The 19,074-nt window shown below is 67.8% G+C and carries 15 protein-coding genes and 1 tRNA gene; 8 read left to right on the plus strand and 8 right to left on the minus strand.

Annotation, left to right across the window (positions count from 1 at the left end):
- The first annotated feature begins 71 nt into the window (after positions 1 to 71).
- From AC4EEO_RS06535 to AC4EEO_RS06545, 3 genes are read left to right on the plus strand one after another with little or no spacing between them, the layout of a single operon-like run.
- Positions 72 to 965: a sulfurtransferase gene (locus tag AC4EEO_RS06535; RefSeq protein ID WP_491340131.1), complete on the plus strand. Its 894-nt coding sequence runs from the start codon at positions 72 to 74 to the stop codon at positions 963 to 965.
- Positions 962 to 2,119 carry an NAD(P)-dependent alcohol dehydrogenase gene (locus AC4EEO_RS06540; protein ID WP_491330154.1) on the plus strand — a complete coding sequence of 386 codons (1,158 nt, stop codon included), beginning with the start codon at positions 962 to 964 and terminating at the stop codon, positions 2,117 to 2,119. The genes AC4EEO_RS06535 and AC4EEO_RS06540 overlap by 4 nt, the downstream gene beginning before the upstream one ends.
- Positions 2,116 to 2,544: an HIT family protein gene (locus tag AC4EEO_RS06545; RefSeq protein ID WP_491330153.1), complete on the plus strand. Its 429-nt coding sequence runs from the start codon at positions 2,116 to 2,118 to the stop codon at positions 2,542 to 2,544. The genes AC4EEO_RS06540 and AC4EEO_RS06545 overlap by 4 nt, the downstream gene beginning before the upstream one ends.
- Positions 2,545 to 2,546: 2 nt before the next feature.
- Here the strand turns inward: AC4EEO_RS06545 and AC4EEO_RS06550 are convergent, their stop codons facing one another.
- The 4 genes from AC4EEO_RS06550 to AC4EEO_RS06565 all read right to left on the minus strand — a co-directional run bounded on the left by AC4EEO_RS06550 (position 2,547) and on the right by AC4EEO_RS06565 (position 9,067).
- A complete protein-coding gene (locus AC4EEO_RS06550; protein ID WP_133830914.1) occupies positions 2,547 to 3,530 on the minus strand; it encodes a beta-ketoacyl-ACP synthase III in 984 nt (327 codons plus the stop codon).
- A gap of 28 nt (positions 3,531 to 3,558) precedes the next feature.
- A complete protein-coding gene (hrpA, locus tag AC4EEO_RS06555) occupies positions 3,559 to 7,545 on the minus strand; it encodes an ATP-dependent RNA helicase HrpA (protein WP_491330152.1) in 3,987 nt (1,328 codons plus the stop codon).
- A 64-nt stretch (positions 7,546 to 7,609) separates the two neighbouring features.
- Entirely contained in the window at positions 7,610 to 7,954 is a 345-nt protein-coding gene (locus AC4EEO_RS06560; RefSeq protein WP_491330151.1) for a protealysin inhibitor emfourin, read from the minus strand.
- A 60-nt stretch (positions 7,955 to 8,014) separates the two neighbouring features.
- On the minus strand, positions 8,015 to 9,067 hold the full coding sequence (locus tag AC4EEO_RS06565) for a M4 family metallopeptidase (RefSeq protein ID WP_285319930.1): 1,053 nt from the start codon (positions 9,065 to 9,067) through the stop codon (positions 8,015 to 8,017).
- A 127-nt stretch (positions 9,068 to 9,194) separates the two neighbouring features.
- On the opposite strand from AC4EEO_RS06565, the gene AC4EEO_RS06570 reads away from it, so the two are divergent.
- Complete coding sequence (locus tag AC4EEO_RS06570; RefSeq protein WP_491330150.1) at positions 9,195 to 10,145, plus strand: cation diffusion facilitator family transporter; 951 nt, start codon at positions 9,195 to 9,197, stop codon at positions 10,143 to 10,145.
- A 53-nt stretch (positions 10,146 to 10,198) separates the two neighbouring features.
- On the opposite strand, the gene AC4EEO_RS06575 is transcribed toward AC4EEO_RS06570, so the two are convergent.
- The 4 genes from AC4EEO_RS06575 to AC4EEO_RS06590 form a co-directional block, all read right to left on the minus strand.
- Positions 10,199 to 10,274 (minus strand) — tRNA-Arg (locus tag AC4EEO_RS06575).
- Positions 10,275 to 10,385: 111 nt separating this feature from the next.
- Complete coding sequence (locus AC4EEO_RS06580; protein ID WP_491340132.1) at positions 10,386 to 11,972, minus strand: ferredoxin--NADP reductase; 1,587 nt, start codon at positions 11,970 to 11,972, stop codon at positions 10,386 to 10,388.
- On the minus strand, positions 11,969 to 12,841 hold the full coding sequence (locus tag AC4EEO_RS06585) for an FAD:protein FMN transferase (protein ID WP_133830909.1): 873 nt from the start codon (positions 12,839 to 12,841) through the stop codon (positions 11,969 to 11,971). Before AC4EEO_RS06585 ends, AC4EEO_RS06580 begins: the two co-directional genes overlap by 4 nt.
- A 3-nt stretch (positions 12,842 to 12,844) precedes the next feature.
- Positions 12,845 to 13,366: an FMN-binding protein gene (locus tag AC4EEO_RS06590; protein WP_231369808.1), complete on the minus strand. Its 522-nt coding sequence runs from the start codon at positions 13,364 to 13,366 to the stop codon at positions 12,845 to 12,847.
- Between the two features lie 143 nt (positions 13,367 to 13,509).
- Between AC4EEO_RS06590 and argS the strand changes: the two genes are divergently transcribed.
- From argS to thrC, 4 genes are read left to right on the plus strand one after another with little or no spacing between them, the layout of a single operon-like run.
- Entirely contained in the window at positions 13,510 to 15,174 is a 1,665-nt protein-coding gene (argS, locus tag AC4EEO_RS06595) for an arginine--tRNA ligase (protein WP_018760137.1), read from the plus strand.
- On the plus strand, positions 15,171 to 16,649 hold the full coding sequence (gene lysA / locus AC4EEO_RS06600) for a diaminopimelate decarboxylase (RefSeq protein WP_491330149.1): 1,479 nt from the start codon (positions 15,171 to 15,173) through the stop codon (positions 16,647 to 16,649). Before argS ends, lysA begins: the two co-directional genes overlap by 4 nt.
- A complete protein-coding gene (locus AC4EEO_RS06605) occupies positions 16,650 to 17,966 on the plus strand; it encodes a homoserine dehydrogenase (protein WP_018760135.1) in 1,317 nt (438 codons plus the stop codon).
- Positions 17,967 to 19,073 carry a threonine synthase gene (gene thrC, locus AC4EEO_RS06610; RefSeq protein WP_018760134.1) on the plus strand — a complete coding sequence of 369 codons (1,107 nt, stop codon included), beginning with the start codon at positions 17,967 to 17,969 and terminating at the stop codon, positions 19,071 to 19,073.
- Position 19,074 lies beyond the last annotated feature (1 nt).

Below are 19,074 nucleotides of genomic sequence, written 5' to 3' on the forward strand. Positions count from 1 at the left end.
AGAGTGGGATCCGTTGGCAAGATCCACACACCAAGCCTGAGCCGCGGCCCGGATCCGCAGAAGGAGTGCACATGAACCCGCTGATGGATGTCTCCCGCCTTGAGTCGCGGCGGGCCGCCGGCCACCGAACAGTCCTGCTGGATGTCCGCTGGGTGCTCGGCGACCCCCGCGGGCACGAGCATTACGTGCGGGAGCACCTGCCGGGAGCTGTCTTCGTTGACCTGGCCACCGAACTTGCGGACCCGGCCATCCCGGACCGCGGGAGGCACCCGCTGCCTGGCGCCGGGCAGTTCCAGGAGGCGGCGCGGCGGTGGGGGATCCGGAACGGCGACGTCGTGGTCGCCTACGATGACAGCGCCAACATGGCGGCCGCCAGGCTCTGGTGGATGCTGCGCAACGCAGGGTTTGCCGAGGCATACCTGCTCGACGGCGGCCTGGCCGCCTGGCGAAAGGCCGGCCTGCCCCTTGAATCCGGCCCCGTCCAGCCCGTCCGCGGCGACGTAGACCTGGGCGGCGGCGGGATGCCGGTGCTCGACGCCTGCGCTGCCGCCACCTGGTCCGGCCACGGGTTGTTGCTCGATGCGCGGGCGGGGGAGAGGTACCGGGGCGAGGTGGAACCCGTTGATCCGCGGGCCGGGCACATTCCGGGAGCGGTCAGCGCGCCCACGGCGGACAACGTGGACGATTCCGGGTACTTCCGGCCACCGGCAGAGCTGCGCCGGAGGTTCGAGTCCCTCGGGGCCGGCGGTGACCTGCCCATCGCCGTCTACTGCGGGTCCGGCGTCACAGCGGCCCACCAGGTGGCCGCGCTGGAACTGGCCGGCTTCACGGCTGCGCTCTATCCGGGGTCGTTCTCGGAATGGTCCAACCGCCCCGGCCTGCCGGTGGCGACCGGTCCGGAACCGGGAGGCACCGGCGCCCCGGCTGGAAACTTCGCCGACGGCAAGGGTAGCGTCGGACCATGACACCTGGACGCCCCGTGCCGCCACCCCTCGCCCAACCTATTGCGGCCGCCGCCGACCCGCGGCCGGCGGAGGACGGCGGACGGCTGGCCGGCGCCTACGGCGCAACCTCCGGGGACAGCGGGCTCGTGCCCCTGACCGTGGCCCGGCGCATTCCCAAACCGGACGACGTCGAGATCGCCATTGAATTCTGCGGGCTCTGCCATTCGGATGTGCACGCCACCCGCGGAGAGTGGGGCACGCAGGCCTATCCACTGGTTCCCGGGCACGAGATCGTGGGAACGGTCAGCCGGACTGGTGCCGGCGTCACCGACTTCGCCATCGGCGATCGCGTGGGCGTGGGCTGCATGGTGGACTCCTGCCGCGAATGCGGGAGCTGCCTGGACGGCCTGGAACAGTACTGCGAAAACGGGATGACCGGAACCTACGGCGCCAAGGACCGGAGGAACGGCGACGCCATCACCCAGGGCGGATACTCCTCCTCCATCGTGGTGGACAAGCGGTACGTCCTTCATGTCCCCGCTTCCCTGGACCCGGCCGCCGTCGCGCCACTGCTCTGCGCAGGCGTCACCACGTTCTCCCCGCTGCGGCATTTCGGTGTGGAGGAAGGCGACGTCGTGGGCGTGGTGGGCCTCGGCGGACTGGGCCACATGGCCGTCAAGCTCGCCAAAGCCATGGGTGCCACCGTGGTGGTATTCACCACGTCCGAGGCGAAAACTGCTGCCGCCCTGGAACTGGGTGCGGACCGGGTTGTGCTGTCCCGGGACGACGCGGCCATGGCTGGTGGCGACCGGAGCATCGACCTCATTATCGATACCGTTGCCGCCCCGCACGACCTGAACCCGTACTTCCGGACCCTGAGGGTCGACGGGGCGCTGTTCCAACTGGGCCTGCCGTCCGAGGCCATGCCCCCGGTCAATCCGGGCTCACTGATCCGGCGCCGGATAGCCTACGCCGGATCGCTGATCGGCGGCATCGCCGAAACCCAGGAGATGCTGGACTTCTGCGCCGAGCACGGTGTGGTGGCCGACATCGAGCTGGTGGCCGCCGGAGAACTCAATGACGCCTACGACCGAATGGTTGCGGGAGACGTAAAATACCGGTTCGTGCTGGATACCGGCACGTTGCAGCCAGCCGCCGAGGAGGCAGACGCATGAGCACCCTTTTCACCCGGATCCTGAATGGTGAGATCCCCGGCAGGTTCGTTTGGCGTGAAGACGACGTGTCCGCATTCCTCACGACCGGACCGCTCGCCGATGGGCACACGCTGGTGGTTCCCACCGAGGAAGTGGACCGCTGGACCGACGCATCGCCGGAGACCCTGGCCCGTGTCATGGAGATTGCCCGGTGCATCGGGGCCGTGCAAGTGGACATTTTCAACGCCCGGCGGGCCGGCTTGATCGTGGCCGGGTACGAGGTCAACCACCTGCACGTCCACGTATGGCCCTCCCGGAGCATGGCCGACTTTGACTTCGGTTCTGCAGACCAGAACCCGGACCCCGCTGTCCTGGACGCCAACGCGGAAAAACTCCGTGAAGGCCTCCGCGCGGCCGGCTACGGGGAGTTCGTACCCGAAGGGTAGGTTCAGCTCCTGCGGGGAGTCATCGCCACCATCCCCGCGTAGGTGAAGCCGCCGCCGAACCCGAACAGCAGTGCGGGGACATCCTCCGGGATCCGCCCGGCATGCCACCATTTGCTCAACCCGAGGGGCACACTGGCCGCGGAGGTGTTCCCGGACTCGGTGACGTCGGTGATGACGATCCGGTCCGTCAGGCCGAGGGCTTCAGCGAGCGGCTCGATGATGCGCAGGTTGGCCTGGTGTGCTGCCAGGACCTGGATGTCGTCCATGGCCAGGCCGGCGCGGGCCACCACTTCGCGGGCGCGCTCCGGGGCCCTGGTCAACGCCCACCGGAGGACCTCCCTGCCGTTCTGCGAGAACCTGCCCGCCGGCGGGGAGATCCGGACGGCGTCCGCCATGCCCGCCTCCGAACCCCAGACCACCGGCCCAACCCGCGGTGTGGCGGACGGACGGACGACGGCGGCGCCGGCACCGTCGGCGGTGAGCACCGCCGTCGCGCGGTCCGTCCAGTCCGTGACCGCGGAAAGGGTTTCCGCCCCGACCACGATTGCGTGCGTGGCGCTTCCGGTACGGATGGCCTGGTCAGCCACGCCGAGGGCGTATTCGAAGCCGGAGCACGCGGTGTTGATGTCCATGATTCCCGGGCCGCGGCCGTCCCTGCCGAGGCCCAGTGCCTCCGCGATGCGGCCCGCGGTGTTGGGGGACCGCTCCGCCGCCGTGGTGGTGGCGACCACCACCAGGTCGATGTCGGAAGCGTCGACCCCGGAATCAGCGAGGGCCATGCGCGCAGCGGGAACCGCGAGGTCCACCACCGTTTCTCCCTCGGCCACAATGTGCCGGGTCACGATGCCCGTACGCTGCCGGATCCACTCGTCGCTCGTGTCCATCATGCCTTCCAGTTCATGGTTGTCCATGACATGCGCCGGCTGGGCGTGGCCCAAGCCGGCGAGCTCTGTCCCGGCAGGACCCTGGGCAAGCGTGATCTTCATTGAGTTCCTCTTCTCTGGACGGGCGTCGTCAGGCCGGTGCGAGCGCCTTGTTGAGCACCGCGCGGATGCGTTTCTCGGACACCGAATACGCGGTTCCCAGCTCGACGGCGAACAGGCTCACCCGAAGCTCCTCGAGCATCCAGCGCACCTGGGTTAACTCCCGGCCGGCGCGGCGGCCGGGCAGCAGCGCCGAGACGGCGTCGTCGTAGTCGTCTTCGAGCCGCTGGATCACGGCCATATTGACGGCGTCGCGCTGGACGTTCCCCGGCAGCCGCTCCAGCCGCTTTTCGATTGCGGCCAGGTACCGCGGCAGCTGGCTCAGCTGGGCGTAACCCGTGCGTGCTACAAAACCCGGGTAGACCAGCTGTTCCAGCTGGCTCCTGACGTCGTTCAACGCGCTGATCAAGGCCAGGCTGGTAGTGCCTTTGAGCTGTTTCTCAATCCGGCGGGTGCTCGCCAGGATGCGTTCGACCACCGCGGTCACGGTAAACACCGTATCGATCAGTTCGGCGCGGACCACCTCATACAGTGAATCGAAGGCCGTGCGGTCCCATGGCAGGTCCACCGGCGTGAGCTTGTCGATGGCCGCCAGCGCGCAGTCAGCGATCAGGGCCGAGACCGAACCGTGCGGGTTCTGGCTGAAGGTGAGCTTCTCCGTGTTGCTCAGGTGCTCCAGGACGTAGCGGTCCGGGGCTGGAACGCGCAGGGCCAGCAGCCTGATGACGCCGCCGCGCATCGCCTCGAGCTGTTCCTCCGGGGTTTGGAAGACGCGGAGGGAAACAGACTGGCCCTGGTCCACGAGCGCCGGATAGCCGGTGACGGTGTGGCCTTTGACCATGCTGCTGACCTGGCGCTCGATCGCGCCGAAACTCCACTCCGTCAAGCCGTCCTGCTCCACGAACCCGGCCGCGGCGTGCTGCCCCGGCACTCCTGGGGCCTGCTGCCGGGCCGCCGGGCCGTCGTCGGACGCCTTGCCGCCCCGGCGCTGCGCAGGGCCTGTACCGCCTGGCGCTGTGGTCGCGGGAGTGGCGCCGAGCGATTCGGCAATGGCACGCCGCGTTGCCGGTGCCAGCTGCTCCTGCAAGGCGGCAAGGTCCTTGCCCTCGCCGAGGACCTTGCCCTTGCTGTCCACCACCTTGAAGCTGACGCGCAGGTGCGTTGGCACGGAATCCCAGTTCCAGGAGCCGGGCGGGATGACCGCGCCGCGGAGGCGCCGCAGTGCCAGCTCCAGCGACGGCTCCAGCTCATCCGTGGCGGGGTCGAAGTCCGCTTCGAGGAGCGCCACCGCCTGGCGGGCAACGTCAGGGGCCGGAACAAAATTCTTCCGGACCTGCTTGGGCAGCGACTTGATCAGGGCAGTCACCAGCTCCACCCGCTGGCCCGGGATGAGCCAGCGGAAGGGAGCATCGTCGAGCTGGTTCAAGAACAGGACAGGCACCTCGGCCGTGACACCGTCGGAGGGGTCGGGCAATCCGCCCGGGGCCACCGGATGGAACTCGTACGTCAACGGGAGTTCGAAGCCCTTGTGCAGCCAGGTCTTCGGATAGGCGGACTCGTCCAGGTCCTCGGCATCGTCGCTGAGCAGCAGCGACTTGTCGTAGTCCAAGAGGTCCGGGTTATCGCGCCGGGCGTCCTTCCACCATTTGTCGAAATGGCGCTCGGACACCACGTCGGCGCCGATCCGGGCGTCATAGAAATCGAACAGCGTCTCATCGTCCACCATCAGGTCCCGGCGCCGCATGCGCGCCTCGAGTTCCTCGACCTCATGCAGCAGTGCCCGGTTGCGGTGGAAGAACTTGTGGTGGGTGCGCCAGTCGCCCTCCACCAGTGCGTGCCGGATGAACAGCTCCCTGGCCACCACCGGGTCAACGCGGCCGTAGTTGATCCGCCGCTGGGCGATGATGGGCACGCCGTAAAGGGTGACCTTTTCGTACGCCATGACGGCGCCCTGCTTGGTGGACCAATGCGGTTCGCTGTAGCTGCGCTTCACCAGGTCCGGCGCCACCTGCTCTGCCCAGACCGGATCAAACTTCGCTGCCACCCTGGCCCACAGCCGGCTGGTCTCCACCAGCTCCGCCGCCATCACGAACGTGGGGGACTTCTTGAACAGCGCTGAGCCCGGGAAAATGGCGAACCGGCTGCCGCGGGCGCCGGCGTACTCGCGTTTGCGTTCGTCCAGGATTCCGATGTGGCTCAGGAGCCCGGAAAGCAGGCTGATGTGGATGCCGTCATGGTTGCCCACCGGATCCGTGAGGCGCTTGTTGTCCAGGGTGATGCCCAGCGGCCGGGCGAGCTGGCGCAGCTGGGCAAAGAGGTCCTGCCATTCACGGACCCGAAGGTAGTTGATGAACTCGGCGCGGCACAGGCGGCGGAACGCCGACGAGGACAGCTCCTGCTGCTTCTCCTGCAGGTAGTTCCAGAGGTTCAGGAAGCCGGTGAAGTCGGAATTCTCATCGCGGAAGCGGTTGTGCTTTTCCGCTGCCAGCTGCTGTTTGTCCGTGGGCCGCTCCCGCGGGTCCTGGATGGTGAGGGCGGCGGCCAGGACCATGACTTCGCGGACACAGCCGCGTTTCCCGGCTTCCACGATCATCCGGCCGAGGCGGGGGTCCACCGGCAGCTGGGCGAGTTTTTGCCCGACGGCGGTGAGGCCGCTGCCCCTGGCCCCGCCCTTGGTGCCGGCCTCCGGGGTGCCGGATGCGTGCTGCGGCCTGGCCGGGGCCAGTGCGCCGAGTTCGCGCAGGAGGGTGACGCCGTCGTTGATGGCCCGCGTCTCCGGGGGCTCGACGAACGGGAAGTCCTCAACGTCCTTGGGGCTCTTGGCCACGCCCATGGCCGTCATTTGCAGGATCACGGCGGCGAGGTTGGTCCGGAGGATCTCCGGATCCGTGAACTTCGGCCGGGACTCGAAGTCTTCCTCGGAGTAGAGGCGGATGGCGATGCCGTCGGACACGCGTCCGCACCGGCCGGAGCGCTGGTTCGCTGACGCTTGCGAGACACGCTCGATGGGGAGGCGCTGGACCTTGGTGCGGTGCGAATAGCGGGAGATACGGGCAGTTCCCGTATCCACCACGTACTTGATGCCTGGAACCGTCAGCGATGTTTCGGCCACGTTGGTGGCCAGGATGATCCGGCGCTTGCTGCCCGGGTGGAACACTTTGTGCTGCTCCTGCAGGCTCAGGCGGGCAAACAGGGGGAGGATCTCGGTGTTGGCCAGCCTGCGGTTGGCCTGGATGCGTGGCTGCAGCGCCTCCGCTGCGTCACGGATTTCACGCTCCCCGGAAAAGAACACCAGGATGTCCCCGGGAGCCTCCGCCGCGAGTTCGTCGACGGCGTCGCAGACAGCATCCAGGGGATCGCGGTCTTCCTCAAGTTCGTCGTCCGAGGCGTCGTCCTCATCGGATTTCGGCTGCGACAACGGACGGTATCGGACTTCCACGGGGTACGTGCGGCCGGAGACTTCGATGATGGGAGCCGGTGCGTCCGCACTGCCGAAGTGGTTGGCAAACCGTTCAGGATCGATGGTGGCCGAGGTGATGATGACCTTCAGGTCCGGCCGCTGCGGGAGGACCCGCTTGAGGTAGCCCAGGATGAAGTCGATGTTCAGGCTTCGCTCGTGGGCCTCATCAATGATGATGGTGCTGTACTTGCGCAGCAGCCTGTCCCGCTGGATCTCGGCGAGGAGGATGCCGTCGGTCATCAGCTTGACCTTGGTGTCCTTGCTGACTTCGCCGGTGAACCGCACCTGGAAGCCGACCTCCTGGCCGATCTCCACGCCCAGTTCCTCTGCGATGCGCTCGGCCACGGTGCGCGCGGCCAGCCGGCGGGGCTGCGTGTGCCCGATCAGGCCCTTCTCGCCCAACCCCAGTTCCAGGCACATCTTGGGGATCTGGGTGGTTTTTCCGGAGCCGGTCTCGCCGGCGATAATGGTCACCTGGTTGGCGGCGATCGCTGCCATCAGGTCCTCGCGGCGCTCGGAAACCGGCAGCTCGGCGGGATAGGAAATATGAAAAGTCATGGCTGCAGACAGTCTACTGCTGCGTGGCGGAGCGATCGGCCGGGGCCGGCCCGCAGCCCGGCGGTCAGGCGGGCTCTTCCGGACTGTCCGCGGCACGTGCGCCGGCGCCGCCACCGGACTCCTCCGCCGCAGCCCGTGCTGTGTCCACCAGGATCCGCCAGGGACCGGTGAGGGCCTGTTCCGGAAGGGCCGCCCTGCGCCGGCCGGCAGTGATGGCGTAGATGAAGCGGTCCGGCTGCGGCGACTCGATGGCGGCGGCCGCCGCCCGCCTGGTGCTGGGAACGGTATCCCACGGGCAAGCCTCAAGAATGGGCTGCCATTGGCTGAGGTCGCTGTCCGTCCGGGCGTCGACGGTCCACACCCTGGTGGCAGCCGCGAGCCCGCCGCTGCGCTCCACCTTGATCTTCATTGCAGGCCCCCGGGCTTTCGGACGTTCCGGCGGCCGGAGGACGGCGCGCCGGAACAGTGGCTAAACCTTGACCCTCACAGTTTCCCACGCGCCGCGGACGGCGTCATGTTCCTTGGTTCCGGCGCCGAACAGGTCCACGGCCCCGCGCACCGTGGCACGGGCAAAGACGGTGAACGTGGCCGCCGCAGGCAGCGCGCCGTTGGTCAGTGTCTCGTACCAGATCCGGCCCGGCGCCTCCCATGCGTTGCCTCCGAGTGCGCTGGCCACCAGGTAGAAGGCGCGGTTGGGGATGCCGGAGTTGATGTGGACACCACCGTTGTCCGCGCTGGTCCGGACGTAGGAATCCATCGAGTCCGGCTGTGGATCCTTGCCGAGCACGTCGTCGTCGTACGCTGTTCCGGGCGCTTTCATGGAGCGGAGCGCTGCCCCCCGCACCTGGGGCGTAAAGAGGCCTTCGCCGATCAGCCAGCTTGCCTCGGCGGCCGACTGTTTCCTGACGAACTGCTCAACGAGCGCGCCGAAGACGTCGGACAGCGATTCGTTCAAGGCGCCCGCCTGGTTCCGGTAGGCGAGCCCGGCAGAGTACTGGGTGACCCCGTGGGCAAGTTCGTGCCCGATGACACTGACGGATTTGGTGAAGCGTTCGAATACCTCGCCGTCCCCGTCACCAAAGACCATCTGGCTGCCGTTCCAAAAAGCGTTGTCGTAGAGCTTGCCAAAATGCACCGTGGCATCGAGCTTCATTCCGCGGCCGTCCACTGAGTCCCGTCCAAAGGCCTCGGCATACAAGCGGTGCGTATGTCCCAGCCCGTCATAGGCCTCGTCCGCTGCGGCGTCGCCGGACGGAGCGGTACCTTCCGCGCGGACCAAGGTGCCAGGCAGTGTTTCGGTACCTCCGGCGTCGTAAATGCTGCGCGCCACCGGTTCCGGCGGTGCCTGGCGCAACCCGGCCGTTGGGGTGGCCACCCCCTGGGCGCGGGCTGCCTGGAACGATTCGACGTGTCCCAGGGCTTTCCTGGCGGCGCTCGCCGCGGCGGAGTATTGCGGTGCGGCCTCCCGGGCCAGCCGCCGCAACAGGTAGGGCGGAACGATGGAACAGAACGGAACATGCATGGCGTACCCCCTCAGTTAGGTCTTTTCAGACTACGAGCGGGCACTGACAATCGGCCGTAGGCACGGTACCCGGACTTGATGGGCCGTGCCGGCGCCCGGAAGCCGTGCGGTTGGGTACGGTAGGCCCATGGCGCAAACCGAAGAGCGATCCAAGTCCAGTTCAACGCTGCTGACGGTCATCATCGCGTTCGCGGCCAATATCCTCGTGGCGGCGGCCAAATCGGTGGCGGCCGTCCTCTCCGGATCGGCCTCGATGGCTGCGGAGGCAGCGCATTCCTGGGCGGACACCGGAAACCAGGTATTCCTGTTCTTCGCGGAGCGGCGGTCCGCCCGGCCCCGCGACAAGGGCCATCCCATGGGTTACGGGCGGGAAGCGTACGTGTGGTCGATGTTCGCAGCGTTTGGGCTTTTCACCGCCGGCGCGGTGGTTTCCATCATGCACGGCATCCAGGAGATTATTCAGCCCGAGCCTGCCGCAGACTTCATGGTGGCGTACGTGGTCCTGGCCGTCGCCTTTGTATTTGAGGGGATTTCGTTCATCCAGGCCTTCCGGGAAACCCGCAAGGCGGCCCACGAGCTGGAACGGCACACCCTGGAGCAGGTCCTCATCAGCTCCGACCCCACCCTGCGCGCCGTGTTCGCGGAGGATGCGGCCGCGCTGATCGGACTCGTCGTGGCCTTCGTGGGCGTGTTCCTGCACCAAGTCACCGGCTCGCCGCTGCCCGATGCCATCGGTTCGATCGTCGTGGGGGTGCTGCTCGCCGTCGTCGCCGTCCTGCTGATCGACCGCAACCGGCGCTTCCTCGTGGGCCAAGGCGTCACCCCGGACATCGAACGGTCCATGGCACGGCGGATGCTGGAGCACCAGGACATCGCCAGGCTCACGTACCTGCACCTCGAGTTCGTCGGGCCCCGGAAGCTGTACCTTGTTGCCGCCGTGGACTTGCAGGGCGACCACCCTGAGCACGAAGTGGCGGTGGCCCTGCGCCGGATCGAGCGCGAACTGGAGGACCACGAATCGGTCGAGGAAGCCGTGCTGACGCTGGCCACACCGGATGAGGCCGCACTGAGTTTTTAATGACGCGAAAACCAAAAACCCCGCCGCTTCAGTGAAGCGGCGGGGTTTTCCTGTGGTGCCCTCGATAGGATTCGAACCTACGACCTTCTGCTCCGGAGGCAGACGCTCTATCCCCTGAGCTACGAGGGCAATCCGGACTTCCTGCCGTTGCCGGCGGGACGTCCTAGAGCTTAGCAGGAAGGTGGCCCGCAAGGGAAAACCGTCCTTGGCGGCACGCTTGGGGCCGGCCGCGGTGCCTGTTCAGTAGCCCGAAAAGGAGTCGGTGTGGACGCGGCGCGCCCCCGCCCGGCGGGCTTCGCGGCGCAGCGCGGCAACGCTCGCCGGGGACCCGGACACATAGACCTCCCGGCCCGCGATATCCGGGACCAGCGCGGTCAGCATCCCTGCGTCCAGCCTGTGGCCCGGTGTGTGGGCGCCGGCACCCTCCGAAGCGGCACCTTCAGGCCCGGGGAACGCCGGAGCCAGTCCCGACGGCGGCCCGGAACCATCGGCCACCCGCACCAGGACCCTGACGCCCGAGTTGCGGAGTTCGTCCGCATACGCCACCTCGTCCGCGCTCCGGGCCAGCAGCAGGAGCACGGCATCCCGGTCCCGCAGTCCTCCGGCGGACAGATGCGATACGAACGGGGTGATACCGATGGCCGCCGCGACCAGGAGCACGGGCCTGTGGGGGTCGCGGGGAAGGACGAAATCGCCACCCACGGACGTAGCCGTGACTTCATCGCCCGGGCGCAGGTCCAACAACGCCTTCTTGGCCCCGGACAGCGGCCCGGCGGTCCGCACCCCGAACCGGACTAACCGGTCGCGCGGAGAACCCGTCAGGCTGAACACCCGGCGCCGCCCCTTGCCGTCACGCTTCCCGTGCGGAAGATCCAGTTCCATGTATTGCCCGGGCACGAACCGGACCGGCCGGGACGGAACAAATGAGAACTCCGTAGTGCTGGGAGTGAGCGGCCGGGTGCCGGCGAGCCGCAGCTTCACCGCGCCGCGCTGGCCCGCCAGGAAGGCCAGGAGGTTGCCGGCCAGGAGGGCCGCTTCCGGCGAATTCGCAAAAGTTCCCAGGTTGTAGGGGACGGCAAACAGGATCCCCACCACGGCGGCCAGGGACAGTTGCTGCCAACGCCGCGGAGGCAGGGTCAAGGGTTCGGTGAGCATGAATCCCACGAAGAACAGCACCGGCCGCTGGGCCAGGGCCTGGTAAACGGCCATGCCGGCGGTCATGCCCGCACGGATCAGTTCACCCGTGATGATGGCGGTGGCCACCACGGTGAACACCGATGCCATCAGCACCTTGCGGGTCCGGTACAGGACCAGCAGCACGCCGGGAACCACCAGCCACAGCATGGCGGGGGTGGCGGCCCACCAGGTGGCGATGTTCATCCCGGTGAGCCCGGTGACGAAAGCACCTGCCGCGGCGGGATTGAAGATGTGCCGCCCCCGCCATGCCAAGGCATATTTCGACGCCGACGCCAGCACGCACGCCAGCGCCACCCCTGCGAGATCCATCGGTTGCAGGGACGGCCAGAACAGGAAGTACAAGAGGAGCCCCGTGATCAGCGAAGACTCCGAATGGGGGTTCACCCGGAAGACCGCTGCCAGTCCACGGTTGGTGGCGTAGGTCAGTCCCAGGCACAGGGCCAGGTGCGCCAGCATCTCCGGAATGCCGAACGTCAACCAGCCCAGCACGTCGAGCAGCAGGCTGTAGGCCGCAAGGGCGGCCAGGACCAGCAGGATCAGCCGGTACATGGTGAGCTTGCCCACGGCAGAACCCACCCGGCCGGCCAGGGAGGGAAGCGGGCCTGCTTGCGGTGTTTCCACGGGCTTCATGCGAACAGTGTCCCTTCGAAGGCGGCTGAATAGGCTGCGCTGCCGTCGGAAAAAACGGTCAGCCAGGAAAACTCGAACTCATCCTCAAGCGTGCCGCCCGGAACGAAGAAAAGCGCCGTCGCCAGAGCATCGGCCAGCACCGCGGTGTCCGCCAGTGCCCAGGTGGCGACGGCGGTCCGGACCGGCTGTCCGGTTGTTCCGTCGAGCACGTGGTGCAGTCCGTCGCCCCAGGCACGCCGGTTGGCCGCGGAAGCACACAGGGCCCGCCCGGCCAGCTCCACGACGCCGATGGCCTGGGCCGGGTTGTAGGGGTGTTCGAGGGCAACACTGACGGGGTCCGGGCCGCGGACCAGCAGGTCGCCGCTGGCATCAATGATGAAGGATCCGGCGCCGGCGCCTTCCAGTTCGGCGGCCAGCAGGTCCACCAACAAACCCTTGCCGGCGGCGCCGATGTCCAGCACCACCGGCTCGCTGGCCGTCAGGCTGGTCCCGGACCAGCTGAGGACCGACTCCCAGGCGGGCGCGGGGAGTGGCGGACCTGCCGGCCGGAGCGAGTAGGCGGGATCGTAACCCAGCCGTTCCAGGCTGCCGCCGATCAGCGGCGTCATGGCGCCACCGGTCAAACCGTACAGTGTGGAATACAGCGGGCCGAGCGCTGCGGCCTCGTCGGGAAACCGATAGCGCCCCGGTGCGCGTGCCATCGCCGCCACCAGCGAGTCGGCCCTGAACCTGGACCACGCGGCGTCGAACCCTTCAATGCGGTCCAGGAGGCTCTCCCGCAGCGCCGCCGTCAAGGGCAGGGGAGTGGAGATCTCCCAGTCGGTGCCGATCCCCTGGAACGCAAAGCCCTCCCAGTCCGTTCCGGACACCGCCTACTGCGCCTCCGACTTGATCTTGCCCACGGCCTGGTTGAAGCCTCCGCTGGTCAGGGACGAGCCGGCGACCTTGGACACATTGAGTTCGTCGAGGTTCTTGCCCACCACCTGCGCCGCGATGCCGCCGGCGAACTCGCCCTGGAACTTGCGGGTATTCGGGTTGGACGGGTGCTGGGTGATCTGCACGTCGGTGACTTTTCCCGCGGCCAGGGTCAACTGCACGCCGACCGTTTCCGTGCCGTTGGGGGAAACGTAGTTGCCGTCCGCGCTGTAGGTGCCGTCCTTGTAGCTGCCACCGCTGCCGGCCAATGCGGTGGAGCCGCCCGATGCCGCGGCGGAGCTGTTTCCGGCGGCGCCGTTGGTGGCCGGCGGGGCTTCGGCCGCCGAGGGTGCGCAGCCCGCCACGGTTCCGGCCAGTGACAAGCCGGCGATTCCGGCGTAGAGGGTCCGGCGGAGGGCGCCGCCCGCTGCCGGCGGGCTTGCGGGTACGGACGGGCTTGTGCGGGTGGAGGGTCTCATGAAGGCTCTCGTTTCACTCGGAGGTCATGCCGTGCGGCAGTGGCTACGCTCTGGACAACGCCGGATCTGCCCGAAAGGTTCACCCGGGGGCTCCGGCCGGCGTTAAATTCTTTGCTGTCACTGGCCCCCGGTAGGCTAGGGGGGTGACTCCCGAAGAACTTTCCCTCGCCATATCCGCCTGCCTCAAGGACGCCGTCGCCGCCGGCGAAATCGCCCTTGCGGAATCAGCAATTCCTGCTGAGGTGCGCGTGGAGCGACCCAAGAACAGGGACCACGGCGACTGGGCCACCAACATCGCCCTCCAGCTCGCCAAGCCGGCGGGGACCAACCCGCGTGAATTCGCTGCCATCCTCAGTACCCGGCTGAAGTCCATCAATGGTGTTTCCGCGGTGGATATCGCCGGCCCGGGCTTCCTGAACATCACCGTTGACGCCGCGGCAGCCGGTGCCCTGGCCAAGGCCATTGTCGAAGCAGGCCGGAGCTACGGCACCAACACCGCGCTCGCCGGGCACACCGTCAACATGGAGTTCGTCTCCGCGAATCCCACCGGGCCGCTGCACATCGGCCACACCCGCTGGGCAGCGCTCGGGGATGCCATCGCGCGCGTGCTGCGGGCCTCCGGGGCCGATGTCACGGCCGAGTACTACATCAACGATGCCGGGTCGCAGATGAACACCTTTGCGCACTCCGTCTACAACCGGCTGCATGGCCTCCCGGTGCCAGACGGTGGCTACCCCGGGCAGTACATCGCCGATCTCGGCCACGAGGTCCTCACCGCGCACCCGGACATCCGCGAGCTCACCGAGGTAGCCGCGCTGCCCGTCATCCGTGCTGCGGCCTACGAAGCCCAGATGAAGGACATCAAAGCGACGCTGGCGGACTTCGGCGTCGAGTTCGACGTCTTCTTCTCCGAGCAGGAGCTGCACGACGCCGGCGCGATCGAGAGTGCCGTGGCACGCCTGCGCGAACAGGGCCACGTGTTCGACGACGGCGGTGCGGTCTGGCTGCGGACCACGGACTTTGGCGACGACAAGGACCGGGTGATGGTCCGCGCCAACGGCGAGCCCACCTACTTCGCCGCCGACGCCGCCTACTACCTGTCCAAGAAGGACCGCGGCTTCACCGAGAAGATCTACCTGCTCGGCGCCGACCACCACGGTTACATCAACCGGCTGAAGGCGATCGCCGCCGCTGCCGGTGATGACCCCGAGGTGAACATCGAGGTCCTGATCGGCCAGCTGGTCTCCGTCAACGGAGCCAAGCTGTCCAAGCGCGCGGGCAACATCATCGAGCTCAAGGACCTGATCGAGTGGCTGGGCAAGGACGCGGTCCGCTACTCGCTGGCCCGGTTCCCGGCCGATTCCCCGCTGACCCTGGACCCCGAGCTGCTCAAGAAGCACAGCAACGAGAACCCGGTGTTCTACGTCCAGTACGCCCACGCCCGTTCCCGCGGCGCCGCGCGCAATGCGGTGGCCGCCGGCGTGGAACGCCAAGTGGACGGCCGCGACAGCTTCGAGGCCTCGCTGCTGGACCACGCCACGGAAAACGAACTGCTCTCCTACCTGGGCAGCTACCCGTCCATCGTGGCCAAGGCCGCGGAACTGCGTGAACCGCACCGCGTGGCACGGCACCTCGAAGCCATCGCCGGGGCCTACCACCGGTGGTATGACGCGTGCCGGATTGCGCCCATGGGTGACGAACCGGTCACCGACCTCAACCGCACGCGGCTGTGGCTCAACGACGCCACCAGCCAGGTGCTCGCCAACGGACTTGACCTGCTGGGCGTTTCGGCGCCGGAACGGATGTGAGCACCGTGACGGTATCCTCAAGCACCGCATCCCCGCTGGCCCCCGAGTGGCTGCAGGTCCCGGCCGACCTGAACGCGCTCCACCAGCCCATGTGGGCCGGCAGCGTGGTCCGGAACGGCGCCGGCGCCCTCACCGTGGGCGGAGTGGACGTCCACGCCCTGAAGGAGCAGTTCGGGACGCCGCTGTTCGTCATGGACGAGGCCGATTTCCGTTCCCGCGCCCGGGCCTTCAAGGACTCTTTCGACGCCGCCTTTGCCGATATTTGCGGCGGCGTGGACGTCTACTACGCAGGGAAGTCCTTCCTGTGCACCGCAGTGGTGAAGTGGGTCGAGGAGGAAGGGCTGCGCCTGGACACCGCATCGGGCGGAGAACTGGCGGTCGCTGCACGCGCCGGAATTCCCGGCGAACGGGTGGCACTGCACGGAAACAATAAATCCGATGACGAGATCCACCGCGCGCTGGACATGAAGCTCGGCCGCATCGTGGTGGACAGCCTTGACGAGCTGGTCCGCGTCGGGGCCATCGCGCAGGCCCGCGGCGAACAGGCCAAGGTCATGCTTCGGCTGACGCCCGGCGTGCACGCCCACACGCACGAGTTCATCGCCACCGCGCACGAGGACCAGAAGTTCGGCCTCTCGATGGCAGCGGACACCACCGCGGAAGCAGGCGTCTCCGCAGCCGAAGAAGCAGTTGCCGCGGCGTCAGCCCACCCCGGCATCGAGTTGCTGGGCCTGCACTGCCACATCGGGTCGCAGATCTTCGAACCCGATGGCTTCGCGCTGGCTGCCGAAAAACTGCTGCGCTTCCTGGCGGCCATGCAGGGGAAATACTCCATCACCATGCCGGAACTCGACCTCGGGGGCGGTTACGGGATCGCCTACACGCCGGTGGACACCCCCCGCCCCGCAGCGGAGATCGCGACGGCGATGGCCGCCGTCGTGCGTTCAACCTGCGCCGAGCTGGGCATCGACGCGCCGCGGATCTCGATCGAACCCGGGCGCGCCATCGTGGGCAGCACCACCTTCACCCTGTACGAGGTGGGTACGCTCAAGACCGTTCGCGTGGACGCTCCCTCCGGGGCCGGCGGTGACGCCGGCAACAACGTTACGTATCCGCGCCGGTATGTTTCGGTGGACGGCGGCATGAGCGATAACGCCCGCCCGGTGCTGTACGACGCGGATTATTCGGCTGTCCTGGCCTCCCGCACCTCCGGCGCGGCCCCGCAGTTGTCCCGCGTGGTGGGCAAACATTGCGAGAGCGGCGACATAGTTGTTAGAGATGTATATCTGCCCGGGGACGTGGCAGCCGGTGATCTGCTTGCCGTACCGGGGACCGGCGCCTACTGCTGGGCCCTCTCGAGCAACTACAACTATCTGGCCCGGCCGGGCGTTGTCGCGGTGCGCGACGGATCTGCCCGGCTGATTGTCCGCGGGGAAACCGAAGAAGATCTTTTGAACCGCGACATGGGAGCCTGAATGACGGAAATGCGAACCCTGAAAGTGGCCCTGCTGGGCTGTGGCAACGTTGGGGCCCAGGTTGCGCGGATCCTGCTTGAGGACGCCGATGCCCTTGCCGCCCGTGCCGGGGCACGACTCCAGCTCAGCGGGATCGCCGTGCGCAACGTCAACGGCCACCGCGACGTCGAACTGCCCCAGGAACTCTTCACCACCGACGCCGGGACCCTGGTCAAGGACGCGGACCTGGTGATTGAACTGATGGGCGGCATCGAACCGGCGCGTACGCTGATCCTCTCCGCGCTGCAGAACGGTGCCTGCGTGGTGACCGGCAACAAGGCACTCCTGGCGCAGGATGGCCCCACGCTCTACGAAGAGGCAGACAAAGCCGGCGTCCAGCTCTCCTACGAAGCCGCCGTCGCCGGAGCCATCCCGATCCTCCGACCCATCCGCGACAGCCTCTCCGGCGACCGGATCACCCGGGTGCTGGGTATCGTCAACGGCACCACCAACTTCATCCTCGACCAGATGGACAGCACCGGCGCCCAGTTCGCGGACGCCCTCGCCGAAGCCCAGCGCCTCGGCTACGCCGAAGCGGACCCCACCGCCGACGTCGAAGGGCACGACGCCGCGGCGAAGGCCGCCATCCTGGCGTCCCTGTCGTTCCACACCCGGTTTGCCCTGGAGAACGTCCACTGTGAAGGCATTTCCGCCGTCACAGCTTCGGATATCGCCGCGGCCAAAGACGCCGGCTTCGTGATCAAGCTGCTGGCCATCGCGGAGAAACTGACCGGTGCGGACGGCAAGGAAGGCGTGTCCGTCCGCGTCCACCCCACCCTGCTGCCGCGCGAACATCCGCTGGCGGCCGTCCGCGGCGCCTTCAACGCCGTCTTCATCGAGGCCGAAAACGCCGGCGAGCTGATGTTCTACGGCCAGGGCGCCGGCGGTACCCCCACCGCGTCCGCCGTGATGGGAGACCTCGTTTCCGCTGCACGGCGACTGGTCCTGGGCGGACCGCAGCGCACCGAGACCACCACCGGCCATGTCCCGGCGCTGCCCATCGAGGCCGCGACCACCAGCTACTACATCGGGCTGGACGTCGCGGACCAGCCAGGCGTGCTGGCCCGGATCGCCCAGCTCTTTGCCGAGCACGGCGTATCCATCGAAATCATGCGGCAAACCATCCACCGCGACGCCGAATCCAACGTGGAGTCGGCCGAGCTGCGGATCGTCACCCACCGCGCGTCAGAGGCTGCCCTCGCAGCCACCGTCGAGGCCGTGAAGGGCCTGGACGTCATCAATTCAGTTACATCCGTTCTGCGGGTAGAAGGAGTCTAAGTGGCTCACCAATGGCGCGGCGTCATCCGCGAATACGCTGACCGTCTGCCCGTGACGGAGTCCACCAGGGTCATCACCCTGGGCGAGGGCGGCACCCCGCTGGTGCACGCGCAGAAGCTCTCCGAACTCACCGGCTCCCAGGTCTACCTGAAGGTGGAGGGGATGAACCCCACCGGATCCTTCAAGGACCGCGGCATGACCATGGCCATGACGGCCGCAGTGGCTTCCGGCGCCAAGGCCGTGGTGTGCGCCTCCACCGGCAACACTTCGGCTTCCGCTGCCGCCTACGCCACCGCCGCCGGGCTGAAGTGCGCCGTCCTGGTGCCCGAAGGCAAGATCTCCATGGGCAAGCTCAGCCAGGCCATCGCGCACGGCGCCACCTTGCTGCAGGTTGACGGCAACTTCGACAACTGCCTGGACATCGCCCGCAAGCTGGGGGAGTCCTACCCTGTCTTCCTGGTCAACTCCGTCAACCCTGCCCGCATCCAGGGCCAGAAGACCGGCGCCTTCGAAGTGGTGGACGCCCTGGGCGACGCCCCGGACATCCACGTCCTGCCAGTGGGCAACGCCGGCAACATCACCGCCTACTGGAAGGGCTACAAGGAGTACTCCGCACCGTTTGAGTCGGAGACCGCCGGGACGCTGCCCGCCGTCTCCACCAAGACGCCTGCCATGTGGGGCTTCCAGGCCGCCGGAGCCGCACCCTTCGTCGCCGGACACCCGATCACCGAGCCGGACACCATCGCCACTGCCATCCGCATCGGCAACCCCGCATCCTGGGACGGTGCCGTCGGCGCACGCGACGAGTCCGGCGGCCTCATCGACGCCGTGACGGACGAGGAAATCCTGCACGCCCACCGCTGGCTGTCCGCCAAGGAAGGCGTCTTCGTCGAGCCCGGCTCCGCAGCCGGCGTGGCGGGCCTGCTCAAGAAGCACGCCGCAGGCGAAGTTCCCGGCGGGAAGACCATCGTCATCACCGTCACCGGGCACGGCCTCAAGGACCCGCAGTGGGCCCTCCGCACCGAGGACGGCAGCGACGTGCAGCCGGTCAAGGTGCCCAACGACGTCGTCACCGTGGCCGCTGAGCTGGGACTGGAAGAAAAGTAGC

Source organism: Pseudarthrobacter sp. MOO13 (assembly GCF_058267655.1).

Bases quoted from the DNA above. Each gene is read 5' to 3' on its own strand.
- AC4EEO_RS06535 (WP_491340131.1), top strand. From the start codon at position 72: ATGAACCCGCTGATGGATGTCTCCCGCCTTGAGTCGCGGCGGGCCGCC.
- AC4EEO_RS06540 (WP_491330154.1), top strand. From the start codon at position 962: ATGACACCTGGACGCCCCGTGCCGCCACCCCTCGCCCAACCTATTGCG.
- AC4EEO_RS06545 (WP_491330153.1), top strand. From the start codon at position 2,116: ATGAGCACCCTTTTCACCCGGATCCTGAATGGTGAGATCCCCGGCAGG.
- AC4EEO_RS06550 (WP_133830914.1), bottom strand. From the start codon at position 3,530: ATGAAGATCACGCTTGCCCAGGGTCCTGCCGGGACAGAGCTCGCCGGC.
- hrpA (WP_491330152.1), bottom strand. From the start codon at position 7,545: ATGACTTTTCATATTTCCTATCCCGCCGAGCTGCCGGTTTCCGAGCGC.
- AC4EEO_RS06560 (WP_491330151.1), bottom strand. From the start codon at position 7,954: ATGAAGATCAAGGTGGAGCGCAGCGGCGGGCTCGCGGCTGCCACCAGG.
- AC4EEO_RS06565 (WP_285319930.1), bottom strand. From the start codon at position 9,067: ATGCATGTTCCGTTCTGTTCCATCGTTCCGCCCTACCTGTTGCGGCGG.
- AC4EEO_RS06570 (WP_491330150.1), top strand. From the start codon at position 9,195: ATGGCGCAAACCGAAGAGCGATCCAAGTCCAGTTCAACGCTGCTGACG.
- AC4EEO_RS06580 (WP_491340132.1), bottom strand. From the start codon at position 11,972: ATGAAGCCCGTGGAAACACCGCAAGCAGGCCCGCTTCCCTCCCTGGCC.
- AC4EEO_RS06590 (WP_231369808.1), bottom strand. From the start codon at position 13,366: ATGAGACCCTCCACCCGCACAAGCCCGTCCGTACCCGCAAGCCCGCCG.
- AC4EEO_RS06605 (WP_018760135.1), top strand. From the start codon at position 16,650: ATGACGGAAATGCGAACCCTGAAAGTGGCCCTGCTGGGCTGTGGCAAC.